The sequence below is a fragment of the Turicibacter bilis genome, from assembly GCF_024499055.1.
GTDB lineage: Bacteria > Bacillota_I > Bacilli_A > MOL361 > Turicibacteraceae > Turicibacter > Turicibacter bilis.
On the sequence record NZ_CP071249.1, the window covers coordinates 2665866 to 2682076 of the forward strand.

The following is a 16211-nucleotide window of genomic DNA, read 5'->3' on the forward strand; positions in this document are numbered from 1 at the left end:
TCTGAATAAACGATATGAAAAATAGTCATACCTTGAAAAAAATCCCTTTATTTACTTTTTTATTAAATATAGGTATGCTATTATTAATTTAGTTTGCTTTTATGGATGTTTATGGGAGGTGCCGAAATGGATTTTTCAAATAAAGAAAACAATCAACAATTAGCTGATTATTTGCGCGAACAACGACAAAATCGCCATCTTAATTTAGAAGATGTAGCTGATAAGATTGGGGTTCCAATTCAGCATTTAAAAAATATTGAAAATGGAAATTTTGATCGCTTTGATACTTTTTATTTGAAAATGTATATTAAAAAATATGCAACATACTTATCATTGAATGTTGAGGAGTTATATCAACAGTTTTATGGAACTCAAATTCAGAAAGAAGTTGAAGTGAAAATTCATAAACAAAAAGTGCAAAAACGTAATCGTAATTTAGGGCGCGTTGCAGGATTAGTATGTGCTGTTTTAGTCATTGCTCTTGGAGTCTTTTACGTAGTAGATGTGGTGAAAAATGCTACGCCTAAAGCGGACAATAATATTGTTATTAATAATCCAAATTCATCAGAGATGGTTGAAAAGGATGAAGAAACACCTGAAACACTAGAGGAAACACCCACACAAGTACCGGAAGAAAAACCACAACAGCCAGTTACAACAGTATCAATGGTTTCTCAACAAAGTAAGGAAGTTATTTTTGATATTGTTACAGATCAAACGGAAGCTGATTTGAAATTAGATTTTACTGCTCCTTGTTGGTTAAGTTTAAACTTAGGTGATCAAAGTTTAATTCCTGGAGAAACATATCAAGCGGGTGGGGTATTTGAACAAAAAATTGCAGGTGATCAATTTGGAACATTAGAGTTTAATGTTGGAGATGCAACAGCAGTTAAAATTTCAGTAAATAATCAAGTGATTGATTTTGAACCTTCAACCCCCCATCAATACATAAAAATTAATATTAAAACTGAGTAGGTGAGAGAGTATGAACTTAGCAAATAAGCTAACGTTATTACGTGTTATTTTAATTCCATTTTTTATTGTTTGTTTTTATATTCCAAATTTAGTCGTAAATACGATTTCAGTAAATAATTATTTAATTCCATATGCTAATCTTTTAGGTTTAGTGATTTTCTTATTAGCGGCTATCACCGATTTTATTGATGGTTATATTGCTCGTAAATATAACATGATTACTGATTTTGGAAAGTTCATGGACCCATTAGCAGATAAACTATTAGTAACAGCTGCTTTATTAATCTTACTTGAAAATGGATTGATTGCGGGATGGGTTGTGTTTATTATTTTAGCACGTGAATTTATTGTTACCGGATTTAGAACGATTGCTGCTTCGAAAGGTGTTGTAATTGCTGCTGGATGGCTTGGCAAAATTAAAACGGTTGTTCAATTTATTATGATTTCAACGTTATTATTATTAAATTATCCATTTGAGTTATTTAATTGGCCAGTCGATCAAATCTTTGTTGCATTAGCTGTTGTTTTAACAGTAGCATCAGGAGTCGAATACATTTATAAGAACCTTCATATTTTTGATGAAGCTAAATAAAAACAAAAAAGCGAAAATTTGTTCGCTTTTTTGTTGCTTTTAAATAAAAAATAGTTTATTATTGAAATAAATTCGAGGAAATTTGCATCAAATTGTGTATGTTAAATGTAGATAAAAATATAAAATTGGAGGATTAACAATATGAGTAATAATCGTGAAGCAGCTTTAATGCAAGCTTTAAAAAGCATTGAAAAGCAATACGGTAAAGGCTCAGTTATGAAACTGGGTGAAAAAACAGATACGCGTATTGAAGTTGTATCATCAGGATCATTAGCATTAGATTCTGCTTTAGGTGTCGGTGGATATCCACGTGGACGTGTTGTAGAAATTTATGGACCAGAAAGTTCAGGTAAAACAACGTTTGCTTTACATGCGATTGCAGAAGTTCAAAAAGCTGGTGGAACAGCAGCGTTCATCGATGCAGAACATGCATTAGACCCGGCATATGCAGCTAAATTAGGTGTGGACACAGATGAATTATTAGTTTCACAACCTGATACAGGTGAACAAGCATTAGAAATTGCTGAAGCATTAGTTCGAAGTGGTGCAATCGATATTTTAGTTGTCGATTCAGTTGCAGCCCTTGTGCCACGTGCGGAAATCGAAGGTGAAATGGGAGACTCACACGTTGGGTTACAAGCTCGTTTAATGTCACAAGCCTTACGTAAGTTATCAGGGGCCATCAATACAACCAAAACGATTGCTATTTTCATTAACCAAATTCGTGAAAAAGTTGGAGTTATGTTTGGGAATCCTGAAGTAACACCTGGTGGACGTGCCTTAAAATTCTATTCAACAATTCGTTTAGAAGTACGCCGTGGAGAAACTATTAAATTAGGAACTGACATTGTTGGAAACGTCGCAAAAATAAAAGTGGTAAAAAATAAAGTGGCTCCACCTTTTAAAGCGGTTGAAGTAGACGTTATGTATGGTGAAGGAGTCTCTAAACAAGGTGAGATTTTAGACCTTGCAGTGGATTACAATATTATTGAGAAAAGTGGATCTTGGTATTCGTACAATGGTGAGAAAATGGGACAAGGACGTGAAAATGCGAAATTGTTCTTAAAAGAAAATCCATTTATTATGGAAGAGATTGCTGATTTAATCCGTGCGGAATTAAGTATTCCAACATCTAATGCTGAAGACATGATGTCAGAAGAATAAAAAGGTGTCTTTGAAGTTGAAACTACTTAAAAACTAAGTCTTAACAAAATTAAAAGATTAAAAGGAATTTAGTGATTGAAAAAACCTGAGAAAATAGACCAGTTGGGCGCTTTTTTCTCAGGTTTTTGTTTATTTTTGGATGATTTTTAGGACATTAATTTAATGATAGAGTTTTTTTAGTTGCCTCCAAAAATTGGGACACTTTTTTTTAGATTGTAGTGGAATTCTTGACATGTTATTACAATAATATTAAAATAAACAATGTAGTATTATATCATAATACTAATTATCTTAAAACTATAGAGCCGTTAAATAGATCTATGGCGGATAATCGTATATCAAATAATTGGAGGTGTGCATATGATTGAATTTATCATCTCCATTTTGCTAGTAGGGATAGGGTTAGTTATTGGGTATTTTATGAGAAAGAAAGTGTATGAAGCTGAGTTAGAGAGAGCTCAACAAACAGCTACACATATAATCTCAAAAGCTGAAAAAGAAGCGGAATCAAAAAAGAAAGAAGCACTTTTAGAAACGAAAGAAGAAGTTCAACGACTTAAAGTTGATGCAGAACGTGACATTAAGGAGAAGAAAACGGAACTCGTACGTTTAGAAGAGCGTTTAGTACAACGAGAAGAGACGATTGATCGTCGTATTTTAAATTTAGAAAAGCGCGAAATTGCTCTTGAGAAAAAAGATGAAGCTATCGCTGAAAAACAACTCGAACTAAAAGAACTAAAAAGCAAAGTGGAAGAAACTTTAGAAGGACAACGACAAAAATTAGTCGAAATTTCAGGCTTAACAACAGAAGAAGCTCGTGACATTATCTTTAGACAAGTTGAAGATGAGATGTCTCACGAAGTTGCTAAGTACATTAAAGAAGAAGAAGAGAAAGCTCGTTTAGAAGCTGATAAAAAGGCTAAAGAATTAATCGTCTTAGCGATTCAAAAATATGCTTCAGAACAAACAAGTGATTACAGTGTCAATGTAGTGAACTTACCAAGTGATGAGATGAAGGGACGTATTATTGGTCGTGAAGGACGTAATATTCGTACGATTGAATCATTAACGGGGGTTGATTTAATCATCGATGATACGCCTGAAGCAGTCGTTTTATCATGTTTTGATCCAATCAGACGTGAAGTGGCTCGCATTACATTAGAAACATTAGTTCAAGATGGTCGAATTCATCCAGCACGTATTGAAGAAATCGTAGAAAAGACACGTCGTGAAGTTGATTTACGTGTTCGTGAATACGGGGAAAATGCGGTATTTGAAGTTGGAATTGGAAAAGTTCATCCGGATTTAATGAAAATTTTAGGACGTTTAAATTATCGTACAAGTTATGGGCAAAATGTTTTAAAACACTCAATGGAAGTAGCTTTCTTATCAGGAATTATTGCTGCAGAACTTGGAGAAGATGTAAAGTTAGCAAAACGTGCCGGATTGCTTCATGATATCGGGAAAGCGGTTGATCATGAGGTTGAAGGTAGCCACGTTGAAATTGGTATTGAGTTAGCAACTCGTTATCGCGAACACCCAGTTGTTATCGATGGAATTGCATCTCACCATGGAGATCGTGAACCTCAAAGTTTAATTGCAGTCATTGTTGCAGCGGCAGATACATTATCAGCTGCAAGACCGGGTGCACGAAGTGAATCATTAGAGAACTACGTGAAACGTCTAGAGCAACTCGAAAATATTGCTTGTCGATTCGAAGGGGTTGAAAAAGCCTTTGCGATTCAGGCAGGACGTGAAGTACGTGTTGCGGTTATTCCTGAACAACTTGATGATGTTCAAGCACATCGTGTTGCGCGTGAAATTCGTCAAACGATTGAAAATGAGCTAGAGTATCCAGGAAATATTAAAATCACAGTTATTCGTGAAACTCGAGCTGTGGAAACTGCAAGATAACACGCTAAATTTATGTGATTGACTAAAGAGCTATTAATGTGTTAGCATTAATAGCTCTTTAATATGTATACTAATTCTATAAAAGTAAATACAGATTTTAAGTAACCACTAGAAAGGCTGATAGAATGAAAATTTTATTTATTGGAGACATTTATGGATCGCTAGGACGCCAAATGATTCAAGAACAATTACCGAAAATTAAGGAGACTTATAAACCTCACTTCATTATTGCAAATGGTGAAAATATTTCTCATGGAAAAGGAATTAATGAAAAGTATTATAAGTTTTTATTAGAGCAAGGTGTCAATGTGGTCACACTTGGAAACCATACGTGGGATAATCGTTCTATCTTTGATTTTATTGATGATGCAGATAAGTTAGTTCGACCAGCAAACTTCCCGGAATCAAATCCAGGAAAGGGTTTAACCTTTGTTAAGTTTAATTCACATGAAGTGGCTGTTATTTCAATCCAAGGACGTACATTTATGCCAATGATTAACTGTCCATTTGAAAAAGTTGAGCAGTTAGTTGAAGAGGCAAAGAAACGTACTAATATTATTTTTGTCGACTTCCACGCGGAAGCAACAAGTGAGAAAGTAGCTATGGGGTACTTCTTAGATGGACGTGTAAGTGCTGTTGTAGGAACACATACACACGTACCAACAGCTGATGATCGTGTTTTATCAAAAGGAACTGCTTATATTACTGATGTTGGAATGACAGGACCTTTAGATGGGGTAATCGGTGTTGAACGTGAAAATGTAATTAATAAGTTTCTAACTGGATTACCGATTCGTTTTAATGCTGTTGAACAAGGGGCAGCACAGTTAAATGCTGTCTTAGTTGATATTAATGAGAAGACGGGGAAAGCTTCATCTATTCAACGTATTAATTTGAAGAAAGAATCAACTTTATAAAAATTAGTCATGTATTAGGGTGAGAGAGCATAGACTTACTGTGTAAAACAAAACAGAGGGGGACTAGTATGGAAGTATTAAAAGTATCATCAAAATCTAATCCTAATTCAGTTGCGGGTGCTTTAGCAAATGCATTTCGTGAAAGAGGGCTTGTTGAAATTCAGGCAATTGGAGCAGGAGCATTAAATCAAGCAGTGAAAGCCATTGCTATTGCTAGAGGATATGTAGCACCGACTGGTAAAGATTTAATTTGTATTCCAGCGTTTACTGATATCTTAATTGATGGAGAAGAACGTACGGCAATTAAACTGATTGTTGAATCAAGACAATAGTTTTGAATAGAAAAGACTAGTGGCTATAAATGGTCACTAGTCTTTTTTTGTATCCTTTTTTAAAGGGGTAAAGCGAGGTGGACATGAGTTGATTATTGTATATGTTGTAAGGTATAATAGACAAAGTGACTCGTGTTTTGTCACATAGAGAATAAAGTGGATTAATAAAGCTTTAAGATATAGGTGATAAGGATGAATGAACAACAAAAAGAATTATCGTTACAAGCAAATCAGCCAAAAGCTGAAAAAGATTATAGCCGCTATTTCCAACGTCCAAGCATCAATAGCGCTCGTAAACGTAGCCGTGAACAAGCACACGTTCACCGTGATTTCGTTATTGAACAGTCAATTAAGAATATTGGAAAAGGGAAGAAGTATTTAATTCAAACTTATGGTTGTCAAATGAATGAGCATGATTCAGAAGCGATTATCGGTATTGCAGAAGAATTAGGGTATAGTAAAGCTGAATCACAAGAAGAAGCTGATTTAATTATCTTAAATACGTGTGCTATTCGTGAAAACGCAGAAAACCGTGTCTTTGGTGAATTAGGGCGTTTAAAACGTTTAAAACGCACAAATCCTGATTTGATTTTAGGGGTTTGTGGATGTATGTCACAAGAAGAAAAAGTCGTTAATCAAATCATGGAAAAATACCAATATGTTGATTTAGTTTTCGGAACACATAACATCTACCGCTTACCAGAGTACATTCATAATGCATTAATGGGGAAAGAACGCGTGATTGAAGTTTGGTCTCAAGAAGGAGAAATTATTGAGAACATGCCTCGTACACGTCAAGGAAGTATTAAGGCATGGGTAAATATTATGTATGGTTGCGATGAATTCTGTACATACTGTATTGTACCGTATACACGTGGTAAAGAGCGTAGCCGTTTACCAGAAGATATCATTGCTGAGATTCAACACTTAGCAGCGGAAGGATATCAAGAAGTCACATTATTGGGACAAAACGTTAATGCATACGGAAAAGACTTCAAAGACCGTGAATATACATTCGGTGATTTATTAAACGATTTAAATAAAATCGATGTTCCACGTATCCGTTTCACAACATCACATCCACGTGATTTTGATGAAAAAACAATCGCAGCTTTAGCGAAACGTGGAAACTTAGTGGAGCATATCCATTTACCAGTTCAATCTGGAAATAATGAAGTTTTAAAACGTATGAACCGTAAATATACACGTGAAATGTATTTACAGTTAGTTCGTGATCTTAAAGCGGCTATCCCAGGCGTATCAATTACAACAGATATTATCGTTGGATTCCCAGGTGAAACAGAGGAACAATTCCAAGATACATTATCATTAGTAGAAGAGGTAGGATATGAAGGAGCCTTCACATTTATCTTCTCTCCACGTGAAGGAACACCAGCTGCACGTATGGAAGATAACGTATCTGAAGCGGATAAAAAAGATCGTTTAAATCGCTTAAATGAAGCAATTAATCGTGGATTCCGCGCTGGAAATAAACGCTTTGAAGGTCAAATCGTTGATGTTTTAGTTGAAGGAACAAGTAAAAATGATGATACGATGTTAGCGGGATATACACGCCACAATAAGCTAGTTAACTTCAAAGGAGATGCGTCTAAAATCGGTCAAATCGTTAATGTTAAAATCACTGAAGCTAAAACATGGCATTTAGCTGGAGAGATGGTTAACGATGACACAACAAACTAACTTGCCTTCTTTTGAAAAATTAAAAGAAAAATTAGCAACTGATCCGATTATGGAACGTTATCGTCAATTAACGCAAAAGGTGCACCAAAATGAAAAACTGTTAGCGTTATATGATGAATATATTAAAAAACAAAAAGAGCTCATTAAATTTGAGCATTATGGAAAATTGAATGCGAAGTTACAAAAGGAAGCTGAAATGAAAGCTTTAGAAGACGAGCTTTACGATAATCCGCTCTTTAATGAATATATTCAGACTCAGATTGAGTTGAATGAACTCTTTTCGACGATGACTCATATAATACAATATAAGGTTAATAAACATCTTAGTGAATAGCTAAGATGTTTTTTAATTTTACATACTTTTGTGAGGCCAATGGGTGATAGGCATTCAGGAAAATTCGTGAGGAGGCATGAAGTTTTTCTTGAATGAAATCTCATAAAGTCATTCAATTAAGTATCAAATAGGTTAAGAGCTGAATATAGTATCAGTGAGGAGGTATTAGGATGAATGATATTCGTGAAATTGTAACAAAAGCCGTAATCGGTAAAGGTAAAAAAAGATTTAAAATCACATCACCTCTTAATGATTTAAGAAGCCCAGCAGATAGTATCTTAGGATGCTGGATTATTAATCATAAATTCGGAGCAAGAAAATGTGATAATTCTGTTGATGTAAAAGGTGTTTATGACATTAACGTGTGGTATTCATTTGCTGATAATACACAAACTGAAGTAGCGCGTCAAACAATTGAATATGATGATCAAGTTAATGTTCATCGTACCATCCGTGATTGCTTATATGAAGGTGATGAAGTCATTGCGAGAACCATTCAACAACCAACTTGCGTCGATGCAAGAATTGAAGATGGTGAAATCGTTGTTGAAGTTGAGTTCGAAATTGTGGTTGAAGTCATCGGAGAAACAAAAATGCGTGTGTCAATCTTAGGACCAGTTGAAAACGACTGCGATACAGACGATGAAGAAGATGAAATCGACCAACAAATTAATCCAAACTTCTTAAAAAACTCACCTTTTAGAGGAGAATAAGGCAGAAATGCCTTATTCTTTTTTTTATTTCTGAGAAAATTATTCGAATGATTAAAACTCCTTAAATTCGTCTATCATAGAAGAAATTGAAATGTTTGTAATCGCGCCTTCCGAACGTCCTTAAATCGACACTTTATGCTATAATAAAAACATGTGAAAAAAGAAGGAGTTTTTATCATGCGAGATAAGTCTAAATACACACCTATGATGCAACAATATTTGACTATCAAAGAGAATTATCAAGACGCCTTTGTCTTTTTTAGATTAGGTGATTTTTATGAGCTATTTTTTGAAGATGCCCAATTAGCATCAAAAGAATTAGAAATTGCGCTAACTGGTCGTGAAGCAGGAGCTGAAGAACGTGTTCCTATGTGTGGGGTTCCTCATCACTCAGCTGAAAATTATATTAATCGTTTAATTGAACGTGGTTATAAAGTAGCGGTTTGTGAGCAGGTTGAAGACCCAGCGAGTGCGAAAGGGGTTGTTCGCCGTGAAGTCGTTCGTTTATTAACACCAGGAACAGTCATGAATCAAACGGCATTAAATGAAAAAGAAAATAACTTTATTTTATCAGTCGTTTCTTTTGAGGATGCCTATGCTATTGCGTACAGTGATTTATCAACCGGAGAAAACTATGCGATGCGTTTACAGAAAGAGGATCAATCATTAGTCGGGGAATTAATTAGTTTAGGATGTAAAGAAATCGTTATTGGATCTGACGTTGATGTTAAAATATTTGATAACTTACGTGCACTCAAACAAATCGTGTTATCGTATGAAGAAGAACGCCTGATTCCAATTGAATATCAAATTTTAGCGGAGGAAGTGAACGATGGTTATTTAACGCAAGCCTTTGGTCGTTTAGTCAACTATCTAGTTCGTACGCAAAAAAGTGCACTCGGTCACTTACAACCGATTAGTTTAACAAAGAATGAAGACTATTTAAGCATAGATTATAATTCACGCCGAAACTTAGAGTTAACAGAGACCATCCGTTCAAAATCACGTCAAGGTTCATTACTTTGGTTACTTGATAAAACAAAGACTGCAATGGGAAGTCGTTTATTAAAACAATGGATTGAACGTCCATCAATTAATGCACAAATGATTAATGAACGTTTAGATGTAGTTGAATCATTCATGAGTGATTTTATGTTAAAAGAGGAGTTAAAGCGTCACTTAGATGAAGTTTATGACTTAGAACGTTTATCAGGGCGTATTGCGTTTGGAAATGCGAATGCACGTGATTTATTACAATTAAACTCGTCATTAAATCAAATCCCGCATATTAAAGCATTATTGAGTCAATTGCCAATGCCAACAATACAGCAACAATTAGCTCGTATGGCGGATTGTTCTCATATTACGGATATTTTAGAAAAAGCAATCGTTGACAATCCACCCATTGGAATTAAAGAGGGTGGTATCATTAAAGATGGCTATCATGAGACACTAGATGAGTATCGTTACATTGTGACACATGGAAAAGAGTGGATTTTAGCATTAGAAGCGGCCGAACGTGAAAAGACAGGGATTCGTTCGTTAAAGATTAAATATAACAAAGTGTTTGGTTACTATATTGAAATTAGTAAAGCGAACTTACACTTAATTCCTGAAGATGCTGGTTATGAGCGTAAACAAACGTTGGTTAATGCGGAGCGCTTCATTACCAAAGAATTAAAAGAAAAAGAAAATTTAATTTTAAATGCAGAAGAAAAATCGATTCAATTAGAATATGAATTATTTAGTGAGTTACGCCAACTTGTTAAAAATGAGATTCCAAAGATTCAACAGATTGCAAAAGTGATGGCTTATTTTGATGTTCTTCAATCCTTTGCAACGATTAGTGAAGAGAATCGCTATACACGACCTCAATTAAATCGTGAGCATATCATTGATATTAAAGATGGACGTCATCCAGTAGTTGAAAAGGTATTAAAAGACACACAATATGTTGAAAATGATTGTGTGATGCCATCAGATTTATCCATCTTGTTAATAACAGGTCCTAACATGTCGGGGAAATCCACGTACATGCGTCAATTAGCTTTAATTGCAATTATGGCTCAAATTGGATGTTATGTGCCGGCAAGTGTCGCTAATGTACCAATCTTTGATCAAATTTTTACACGTATTGGTGCAGCTGATGATTTAGTTTCAGGACATAGTACATTTATGGTTGAAATGATGGAAACGAATTATGCGCTTGAACATGCTACGAAAGATAGTTTAATTTTACTTGATGAAATTGGGCGTGGAACAGCAACGTTTGATGGAATGGCCTTGGCACAATCCATTATTGAGTATGTTCATGATAAAGTCGGAGCGAAAACATTATTCTCGACACACTATCATGAGTTAACTCAATTAGAAGAGAAGTGTGAGCATTTAGAAAATCGTCATGTGCGTGCTGAAGAGCACGAAGGACAATTAATCTTCATGCATAAGGTCATGGAAGGACCATCAGATAAGAGTTACGGGATTCATGTCGCACAGATTGCAAAGCTTCCGACAAGTTTAATTTCTCGTGCGAAACAATTATTAGATGCGCTTGAACAAGATAAAACAGCCATTCAAAACTCACTAGAAACGGCAGTGAAAGTGGAGGCACAACCTGTTCAAGATCTCCCAGTAGTAAAGGAACCAGAGGTAAAGCTACAACCAGTTCTTGAAGCTGAGCAAGGACAGCTTTCGTTATTTGGAGTTGTAGAATCTCCGAAAAAAGAAAAAGCAAAAGTTGAAGTTAAAGTAGAATATGTAAATCCTTATGAAGATATCATTAAGGAACTAGATCAGATTGATTTATATCAATTAACACCAATGCAGGCGATGAATGTCATGTATGAATTAAAGGTGAAAATGAATCAAAGAAAGTAGGTGACTTATGGGAAAAATACAGCGTATGAGTGAGCAACTGGCCAATATGATTGCAGCGGGAGAGGTCATTGAACGTCCCGCCTCGGTCGTGAAAGAGTTGCTTGAAAATGCGATTGATGCCCAAAGTACGAATATTGAAATTCATTTACAAGATTCAGGTGTTCGTCAAATTAAAGTCATTGATAATGGAGAAGGGATGAGTGAAGAAGACGCTCATCTCGCCTTTGAACGTCACGCCACAAGTAAGGTTAAAACACAATATGATATATTTAGAATTCAAACGCTTGGGTTTCGAGGTGAGGCCCTTCCGTCAATTGCTTCAGTTTCAGATGTTCATGTAAAAACATCAGATGGCATCAATAGTGGATTGCATTTAAATATTAAAGGTGGCGATGTTCTTGCATCAAAACCAGGTGTCATGCGTAAGGGAACTGAGATGGAAGTGAATCATCTGTTCTTTAATACACCAGCTCGTTTGAAACATATTAAATCGTTGAATACTGAACTGAGTCATATCACAGATTATATCAATAAGATTGCACTTTCTCATCCAGAGATTGCGTTTAAATTATTTAATAATCAACGACTATTATTCCAAACGAATGGCCAAAATAATTTACAAAGTGTCATTGCTAGTGTTTATGGTTTTGATATTGCGAAAAAGATGATCCCTTTTTCAGCGAAAAATGATACATATGAAATTTCAGGATTTATTAGTGATCCTATCATTAACCGTGCGTCTCGAAATTATATGACAATTATTGTAAATGGGCGTGCGATTCGTAATTATAATGTCATGCGCTCTATTTTAGAAGCCTATCATACCTTATTACCTAAAGATAAATATCCGATTGTGGTCCTTAATCTAAAGCTTGATCCGATGTTAGTGGATGTTAATGTTCATCCTGCTAAACTAGAGGTTCGCTTTTCACAAGAAGAAGCGCTAAGAACGTTTATTTATACAGAAATTAAAAAAGTGTTAAATCACATGGAGTATATTCCACAACCAGAAATTAAAGCTCCCGTTATGCCTCAGCTATCAAAACCAGTTCAACAAACGCTAAGTTTCCAGGCACCCAAAGTAGAGACACCGTCAAAAGTGATTCAACCAGAACCAATGGTGATGAAGCAAAAGTTAGTCATTGAAGAAATTCAAGAGAGTACGGTCGTGACTGATGTGGAAGCGAATTCAGTTCACGAGGAGTCAGTTGAAACGATCGCACAATCAGTACCTTTAGCCCAATCGAGTCAAGAGAAACTTAAAGTGGTGGCACCAACGAAACTGGAAGAAGCGAAACTTGAACTTTATTATATTGGACAACTTCATGGAACATATTTACTTGCTCAAAATGAAGAAGGACTATTTATTGTTGATCAACATGCAGCGATGGAGCGTGTGCAATATGAGAAAAATTATCAACTCTTACGTGATGTGAGTGGAGATTGTGTCGAGTTGTTGATTCCTATTGTATTAAAATATGCAGCTAACGAACTATTACTTTTAAAAGAAGCCCTTCCATCTTTAATGAAATTTGGTTTTGAAATTGAAGAATTCGGAGGTCAATCATTAGTCGTTCGTAGTATTCCTGTTTGGGCACAGAAATTGGATGCGAAATCGATTGTTGAGACAATTTTACATCAGGTGATTTTAGATAACCAAGTTGATATTGGGAAGTTGCGTGAATCAGTGGCAATTATGATGAGTTGTAAAGGATCAATTAAAGCGAATCAGTACATTAATGAGTATGAAATTAAAGAGTTGCTTCAAAGCCTTTGTTATTGTGAGCAACCTTATACGTGTCCGCATGGACGTCCGATTATCGTAAAAATGACAAAGTATGAAATTGAAAAATTGTTTAAACGCGTAATGTAGGTGAAAAAATGGATGTATTATGTATTGTTGGCCCAACAGCCGTTGGGAAAACCAAAATGAGTATCGAGTTGGCGAAGCAATTAAATGGTGAAATTATTAGTGGCGACTCGATGCAGATTTATCGTGGAATGGACATTGGAACAGCTAAAGCAACAATGGATGAGCGCCAAGGGATTCCACATCATTTAATCGATGAAAAAAATCCAGATGAACCATATTCTGTAGCCGCATTCCAACAAACCGTTCGTGCTAAAATAGAAGAGATTAAATCTCGTGGAAAGCTACCGATTATCGTGGGTGGAACAGGATTATATATTAAAAGTGTTTTGTATGATTATGAATTTGCTGGAGAATCTGAATCAAAAGAGGTTGATGAAGCGAAGTATGGTCATTTAAGTAATGAAGAGTTACATGCTAAACTTGCAGCTGTTGATGAAGCGGGGGCAAAAGACATTCATCCTAATAACCGTAAACGTGTTATTCGAGCACTTGAAATTTATGAAACTTCAGGGGTTAAAAAATCTGAAATGATTGAAAAACAAGAACATAAAATGATTTATGACGCTTGCTTAATCGGATTAACGGATGATCGTAATGTTTTATATGATCGTATCAATAAGCGTGTTGATACGATGTATGAAACAGGGTTAGTTGAAGAAGTAAAAGCTTTATTTGATGAAGGTATTCCGGCTGAATCTCAGTCGATTCGAGCGATTGGATATAAAGAACTTTATGATTATTTTAAGGGATTGATTTCATTAGAAGAAAGTAAAGAATTAATTAAACGAAATTCCCGACGTTATGCAAAACGTCAATATACATGGTTTAATAATCAAATGGATGTTACATGGTTTAAGGTTGATGTACAACATTTTGATAAAACAGTTAAAGAAGTGTTAACTTATGTTCAGAATAAATAAAAAGGAGGCTTTTAATCTCCTTTTTATTTGCTTTGAATAGGGGTGACCATTAAGGTTTGGTTGAATTGCTATCAAATCCTTTGGAGTTGATAGACTGACTATAAGATGCTTTAATATCAAAGCAGTTTAATAAATAATTTTAAAATAAATTTCTAGACAGGATATCTAGTCACTAACAAAAAACACCTTACTGACTTTTCAGTAAGGTGTTTTTTGTTAGTGCATTGTTCTAAATAGTCCAATGACTTTCCCAACAATGATTACATTTTTTGCAATGATAGGTTCTAATAAATCGTTTTCTGGTTGTAAACGAATATAGTCTGATTCTTTAAAGAATCGTTTAACTGTTACTTCGTGATCATCCTCTAGCATGGCAACAACAATTTCACCGTTTAGTGCATCTTGTTGTTGTTGAACAATAATTTGATCGCCATCATGAATTCCAGCATTGATCATAGAATCACCACGAACATTTAACATAAAGACTTGTTGGTTTGATGGGATTAAATGTGTCGGAAGGGGAAAGAAATCATCAGGATTCTCAATTGCTTCAATTGGTGTCCCTGCTGTTACTTTACCGATGACCGGAACATTAATAACCGATTTTAATTCAATAACATTTGATGCTTGTTTTGGCTCTTCTTGTTTTGAGTCTGGTGATAAGATTACAATTCCACGTGTTGTTGACTTATCTTTACGAATAAGTCCCTTTTTTTCAAGTTGGTTTAATTGATTATGAACGGATGCAGTAGATGATAATCCAACAGCTAATCCAATTTCACGGACACTGGGTGGATACCCTCGTTTATCAACTTCTTCTTTAATAAAATCAAGGATCGCTTGTTGACGTTTAGTAATAGGTTTCATGTTCTCTGACCTCCTTCCATTTAATAAGTTTATTATATCAGTAAATGTAGAATAAGGCAAACGTTTGTTCTTTTTGTGTTGACAACGAACGAGTGTTCTAATATAATAAAAAGCATAAATCGAACATTTGTTTTAAAAAGAGGGATTGAGATGTTTAATAAAATTTGTTTATTTATTTATGAATACCGTTGTTTATTAGGAGTTTATTGTTTTGGTTTAGCTCTATTAGGACTTTGTTTTGTTGACTTTACAACTTTAATTGAAAGCTTTAAGCCGCAAATGATTATTCCTTTTTTAGAAGTTATTGCTTATCAAGTGAAGTGAAATTTGGTATATTAATGAGGGTAGGATTAACGGAGGTGACGACATGTTAACAGCAGAAAAATTGAATCGTCTAAATGAACTTGCAAAAAAGAAGAAACTTGGAACAATCACGGATGAAGAATTAAAAGAACAACAAGCATTACGTGAAGAATATTTAGTGACTTTTAGAGAAAGTATGAAAAATACAATCGAAAACGTTCGTGTGATCGATCCAAATGGTGAAGATGTAACGCCTGAAAAATTAAAACAAATTCAAGCGAAGCGTCATACAGAAGAGATTCATTAAAATAAAAAAGACCTTTTTGAAATGAAAAAGGTCTTTTTTATTTTAATGATTAAGCTTCTACGATTGAGTCTGTTGGACAAACAGCTTCGCAAGCGCAGCAGTCGATACATACATCTGCATCAACAACATAGATATCTCCCTCAGAGATACATTCTACTGGACATTCAGCTGCACATGAACCGCAAGCGATACAAGTATCTAAAATTTTACGTGGCATAATCATTACCTCCCTATCAAAAGTACTAAATCATTATAGCACATCCAACTCCTTCACGTAATCCCTATTATATAAACAAATGGAAATACAAGTTTATCATGAAGGGAAATGTGGTGATTTTTAAAATAATCATGTAGGAAAACTTCATTTTTGTCTGAATCTTTAATATGTTGCTGACCTTGATTTTTATAACAAAATGAAAGAA

16 protein-coding genes are annotated in these 16211 nt (G+C 34.9%); 14 read left to right on the plus strand and 2 right to left on the minus strand.

Annotation, left to right across the window (positions count from 1 at the left end):
* Positions 1-126: 126 nt before the first annotated feature.
* The 12 genes from J0J69_RS12805 (at position 127) to miaA (ending at position 14312) form a co-directional block, all read left to right on the plus strand.
* Positions 127-975, plus strand: coding sequence for a helix-turn-helix domain-containing protein (locus J0J69_RS12805; RefSeq protein WP_068759486.1), 849 nt, complete (start codon positions 127-129; stop codon positions 973-975).
* Positions 976-985: 10 nt separating this feature from the next.
* On the plus strand, positions 986-1567 hold the full coding sequence (gene pgsA, locus J0J69_RS12810; RefSeq protein ID WP_055243096.1) for a CDP-diacylglycerol--glycerol-3-phosphate 3-phosphatidyltransferase: 582 nt from the start codon (positions 986-988) through the stop codon (positions 1565-1567).
* Positions 1568-1708: 141 nt separating this feature from the next.
* Positions 1709-2731, plus strand: coding sequence for a recombinase RecA (gene recA, locus J0J69_RS12815; RefSeq protein WP_055305937.1), 1023 nt, complete (start codon positions 1709-1711; stop codon positions 2729-2731).
* 360 nt (positions 2732-3091) lie between these two features.
* Entirely contained in the window at positions 3092-4645 is a 1554-nt protein-coding gene (rny, locus tag J0J69_RS12820) for a ribonuclease Y (protein WP_055243092.1), read from the plus strand.
* A gap of 125 nt (positions 4646-4770) precedes the next feature.
* Positions 4771-5562 (plus strand): TIGR00282 family metallophosphoesterase, encoded by a 792-nt coding sequence (locus J0J69_RS12825; protein WP_055243090.1) that lies wholly within the window; start codon positions 4771-4773, stop codon positions 5560-5562.
* A gap of 68 nt (positions 5563-5630) precedes the next feature.
* Positions 5631-5894 carry a stage V sporulation protein S gene (locus J0J69_RS12830; protein WP_006785428.1) on the plus strand — a complete coding sequence of 88 codons (264 nt, stop codon included), beginning with the start codon at positions 5631-5633 and terminating at the stop codon, positions 5892-5894.
* 192 nt (positions 5895-6086) lie between these two features.
* Complete coding sequence (gene miaB, locus J0J69_RS12835) at positions 6087-7595, plus strand: tRNA (N6-isopentenyl adenosine(37)-C2)-methylthiotransferase MiaB (protein WP_055241271.1); 1509 nt, start codon at positions 6087-6089, stop codon at positions 7593-7595.
* Positions 7579-7929: a YlbF family regulator gene (locus J0J69_RS12840; protein ID WP_055241270.1), complete on the plus strand. Its 351-nt coding sequence runs from the start codon at positions 7579-7581 to the stop codon at positions 7927-7929. Before miaB ends, J0J69_RS12840 begins: the two co-directional genes overlap by 17 nt.
* Before the next feature lie 170 nt (positions 7930-8099).
* On the plus strand, positions 8100-8642 hold the full coding sequence (gene cotE / locus J0J69_RS12845; protein WP_055241268.1) for an outer spore coat protein CotE: 543 nt from the start codon (positions 8100-8102) through the stop codon (positions 8640-8642).
* A 177-nt stretch (positions 8643-8819) separates the two neighbouring features.
* Positions 8820-11519 carry a DNA mismatch repair protein MutS gene (mutS, locus tag J0J69_RS12850; protein ID WP_212725742.1) on the plus strand — a complete coding sequence of 900 codons (2700 nt, stop codon included), beginning with the start codon at positions 8820-8822 and terminating at the stop codon, positions 11517-11519.
* A gap of 7 nt (positions 11520-11526) precedes the next feature.
* Complete coding sequence (gene mutL, locus J0J69_RS12855) at positions 11527-13392, plus strand: DNA mismatch repair endonuclease MutL (protein WP_212725743.1); 1866 nt, start codon at positions 11527-11529, stop codon at positions 13390-13392.
* 8 nt (positions 13393-13400) lie between these two features.
* A complete protein-coding gene (miaA, locus tag J0J69_RS12860; protein WP_212725744.1) occupies positions 13401-14312 on the plus strand; it encodes a tRNA (adenosine(37)-N6)-dimethylallyltransferase MiaA in 912 nt (303 codons plus the stop codon).
* A gap of 216 nt (positions 14313-14528) precedes the next feature.
* Here miaA and lexA read toward each other — a convergent pair whose 3' ends face one another.
* Positions 14529-15179, minus strand: coding sequence for a transcriptional repressor LexA (lexA, locus tag J0J69_RS12865; protein ID WP_055276315.1), 651 nt, complete (start codon positions 15177-15179; stop codon positions 14529-14531).
* Positions 15180-15329: 150 nt separating this feature from the next.
* Between lexA and J0J69_RS12870 the strand changes: the two genes are divergently transcribed.
* Positions 15330-15503 (plus strand): hypothetical protein, encoded by a 174-nt coding sequence (locus J0J69_RS12870; protein WP_156344104.1) that lies wholly within the window; start codon positions 15330-15332, stop codon positions 15501-15503.
* A gap of 43 nt (positions 15504-15546) precedes the next feature.
* Positions 15547-15789: a DUF896 domain-containing protein gene (locus tag J0J69_RS12875; RefSeq protein WP_055276317.1), complete on the plus strand. Its 243-nt coding sequence runs from the start codon at positions 15547-15549 to the stop codon at positions 15787-15789.
* 49 nt (positions 15790-15838) lie between these two features.
* On the opposite strand, the gene fdxA is transcribed toward J0J69_RS12875, so the two are convergent.
* The gene (gene fdxA / locus J0J69_RS12880) at positions 15839-16006 is read right to left on the minus strand and encodes a 4Fe-4S ferredoxin (RefSeq protein WP_055276319.1); all 168 of its coding nucleotides are present in this window, start codon (positions 16004-16006) and stop codon (positions 15839-15841) included.
* Positions 16007-16211: the final 205 nt, after the last annotated feature.

What these genes read in the sequence shown, in the direction of transcription:
- J0J69_RS12805 (WP_068759486.1), top strand. Translation starts at nt 127, where the DNA reads ATGGATTTTTCAAATAAAGAAAACAATCAACAATTAGCTGATTATTTG.
- pgsA (WP_055243096.1), top strand. Translation starts at nt 986, where the DNA reads ATGAACTTAGCAAATAAGCTAACGTTATTACGTGTTATTTTAATTCCA.
- recA (WP_055305937.1), top strand. Translation starts at nt 1,709, where the DNA reads ATGAGTAATAATCGTGAAGCAGCTTTAATGCAAGCTTTAAAAAGCATT.
- rny (WP_055243092.1), top strand. Translation starts at nt 3,092, where the DNA reads ATGATTGAATTTATCATCTCCATTTTGCTAGTAGGGATAGGGTTAGTT.
- J0J69_RS12825 (WP_055243090.1), top strand. Translation starts at nt 4,771, where the DNA reads ATGAAAATTTTATTTATTGGAGACATTTATGGATCGCTAGGACGCCAA.
- J0J69_RS12830 (WP_006785428.1), top strand. Translation starts at nt 5,631, where the DNA reads ATGGAAGTATTAAAAGTATCATCAAAATCTAATCCTAATTCAGTTGCG.
- miaB (WP_055241271.1), top strand. Translation starts at nt 6,087, where the DNA reads ATGAATGAACAACAAAAAGAATTATCGTTACAAGCAAATCAGCCAAAA.
- J0J69_RS12840 (WP_055241270.1), top strand. Translation starts at nt 7,579, where the DNA reads ATGACACAACAAACTAACTTGCCTTCTTTTGAAAAATTAAAAGAAAAA.
- cotE (WP_055241268.1), top strand. Translation starts at nt 8,100, where the DNA reads ATGAATGATATTCGTGAAATTGTAACAAAAGCCGTAATCGGTAAAGGT.
- mutS (WP_212725742.1), top strand. Translation starts at nt 8,820, where the DNA reads ATGCGAGATAAGTCTAAATACACACCTATGATGCAACAATATTTGACT.
- mutL (WP_212725743.1), top strand. Translation starts at nt 11,527, where the DNA reads ATGGGAAAAATACAGCGTATGAGTGAGCAACTGGCCAATATGATTGCA.
- miaA (WP_212725744.1), top strand. Translation starts at nt 13,401, where the DNA reads ATGGATGTATTATGTATTGTTGGCCCAACAGCCGTTGGGAAAACCAAA.
- lexA (WP_055276315.1), bottom strand. Translation starts at nt 15,179, where the DNA reads ATGAAACCTATTACTAAACGTCAACAAGCGATCCTTGATTTTATTAAA.
- J0J69_RS12870 (WP_156344104.1), top strand. Translation starts at nt 15,330, where the DNA reads ATGTTTAATAAAATTTGTTTATTTATTTATGAATACCGTTGTTTATTA.
- J0J69_RS12875 (WP_055276317.1), top strand. Translation starts at nt 15,547, where the DNA reads ATGTTAACAGCAGAAAAATTGAATCGTCTAAATGAACTTGCAAAAAAG.
- fdxA (WP_055276319.1), bottom strand. Translation starts at nt 16,006, where the DNA reads ATGCCACGTAAAATTTTAGATACTTGTATCGCTTGCGGTTCATGTGCA.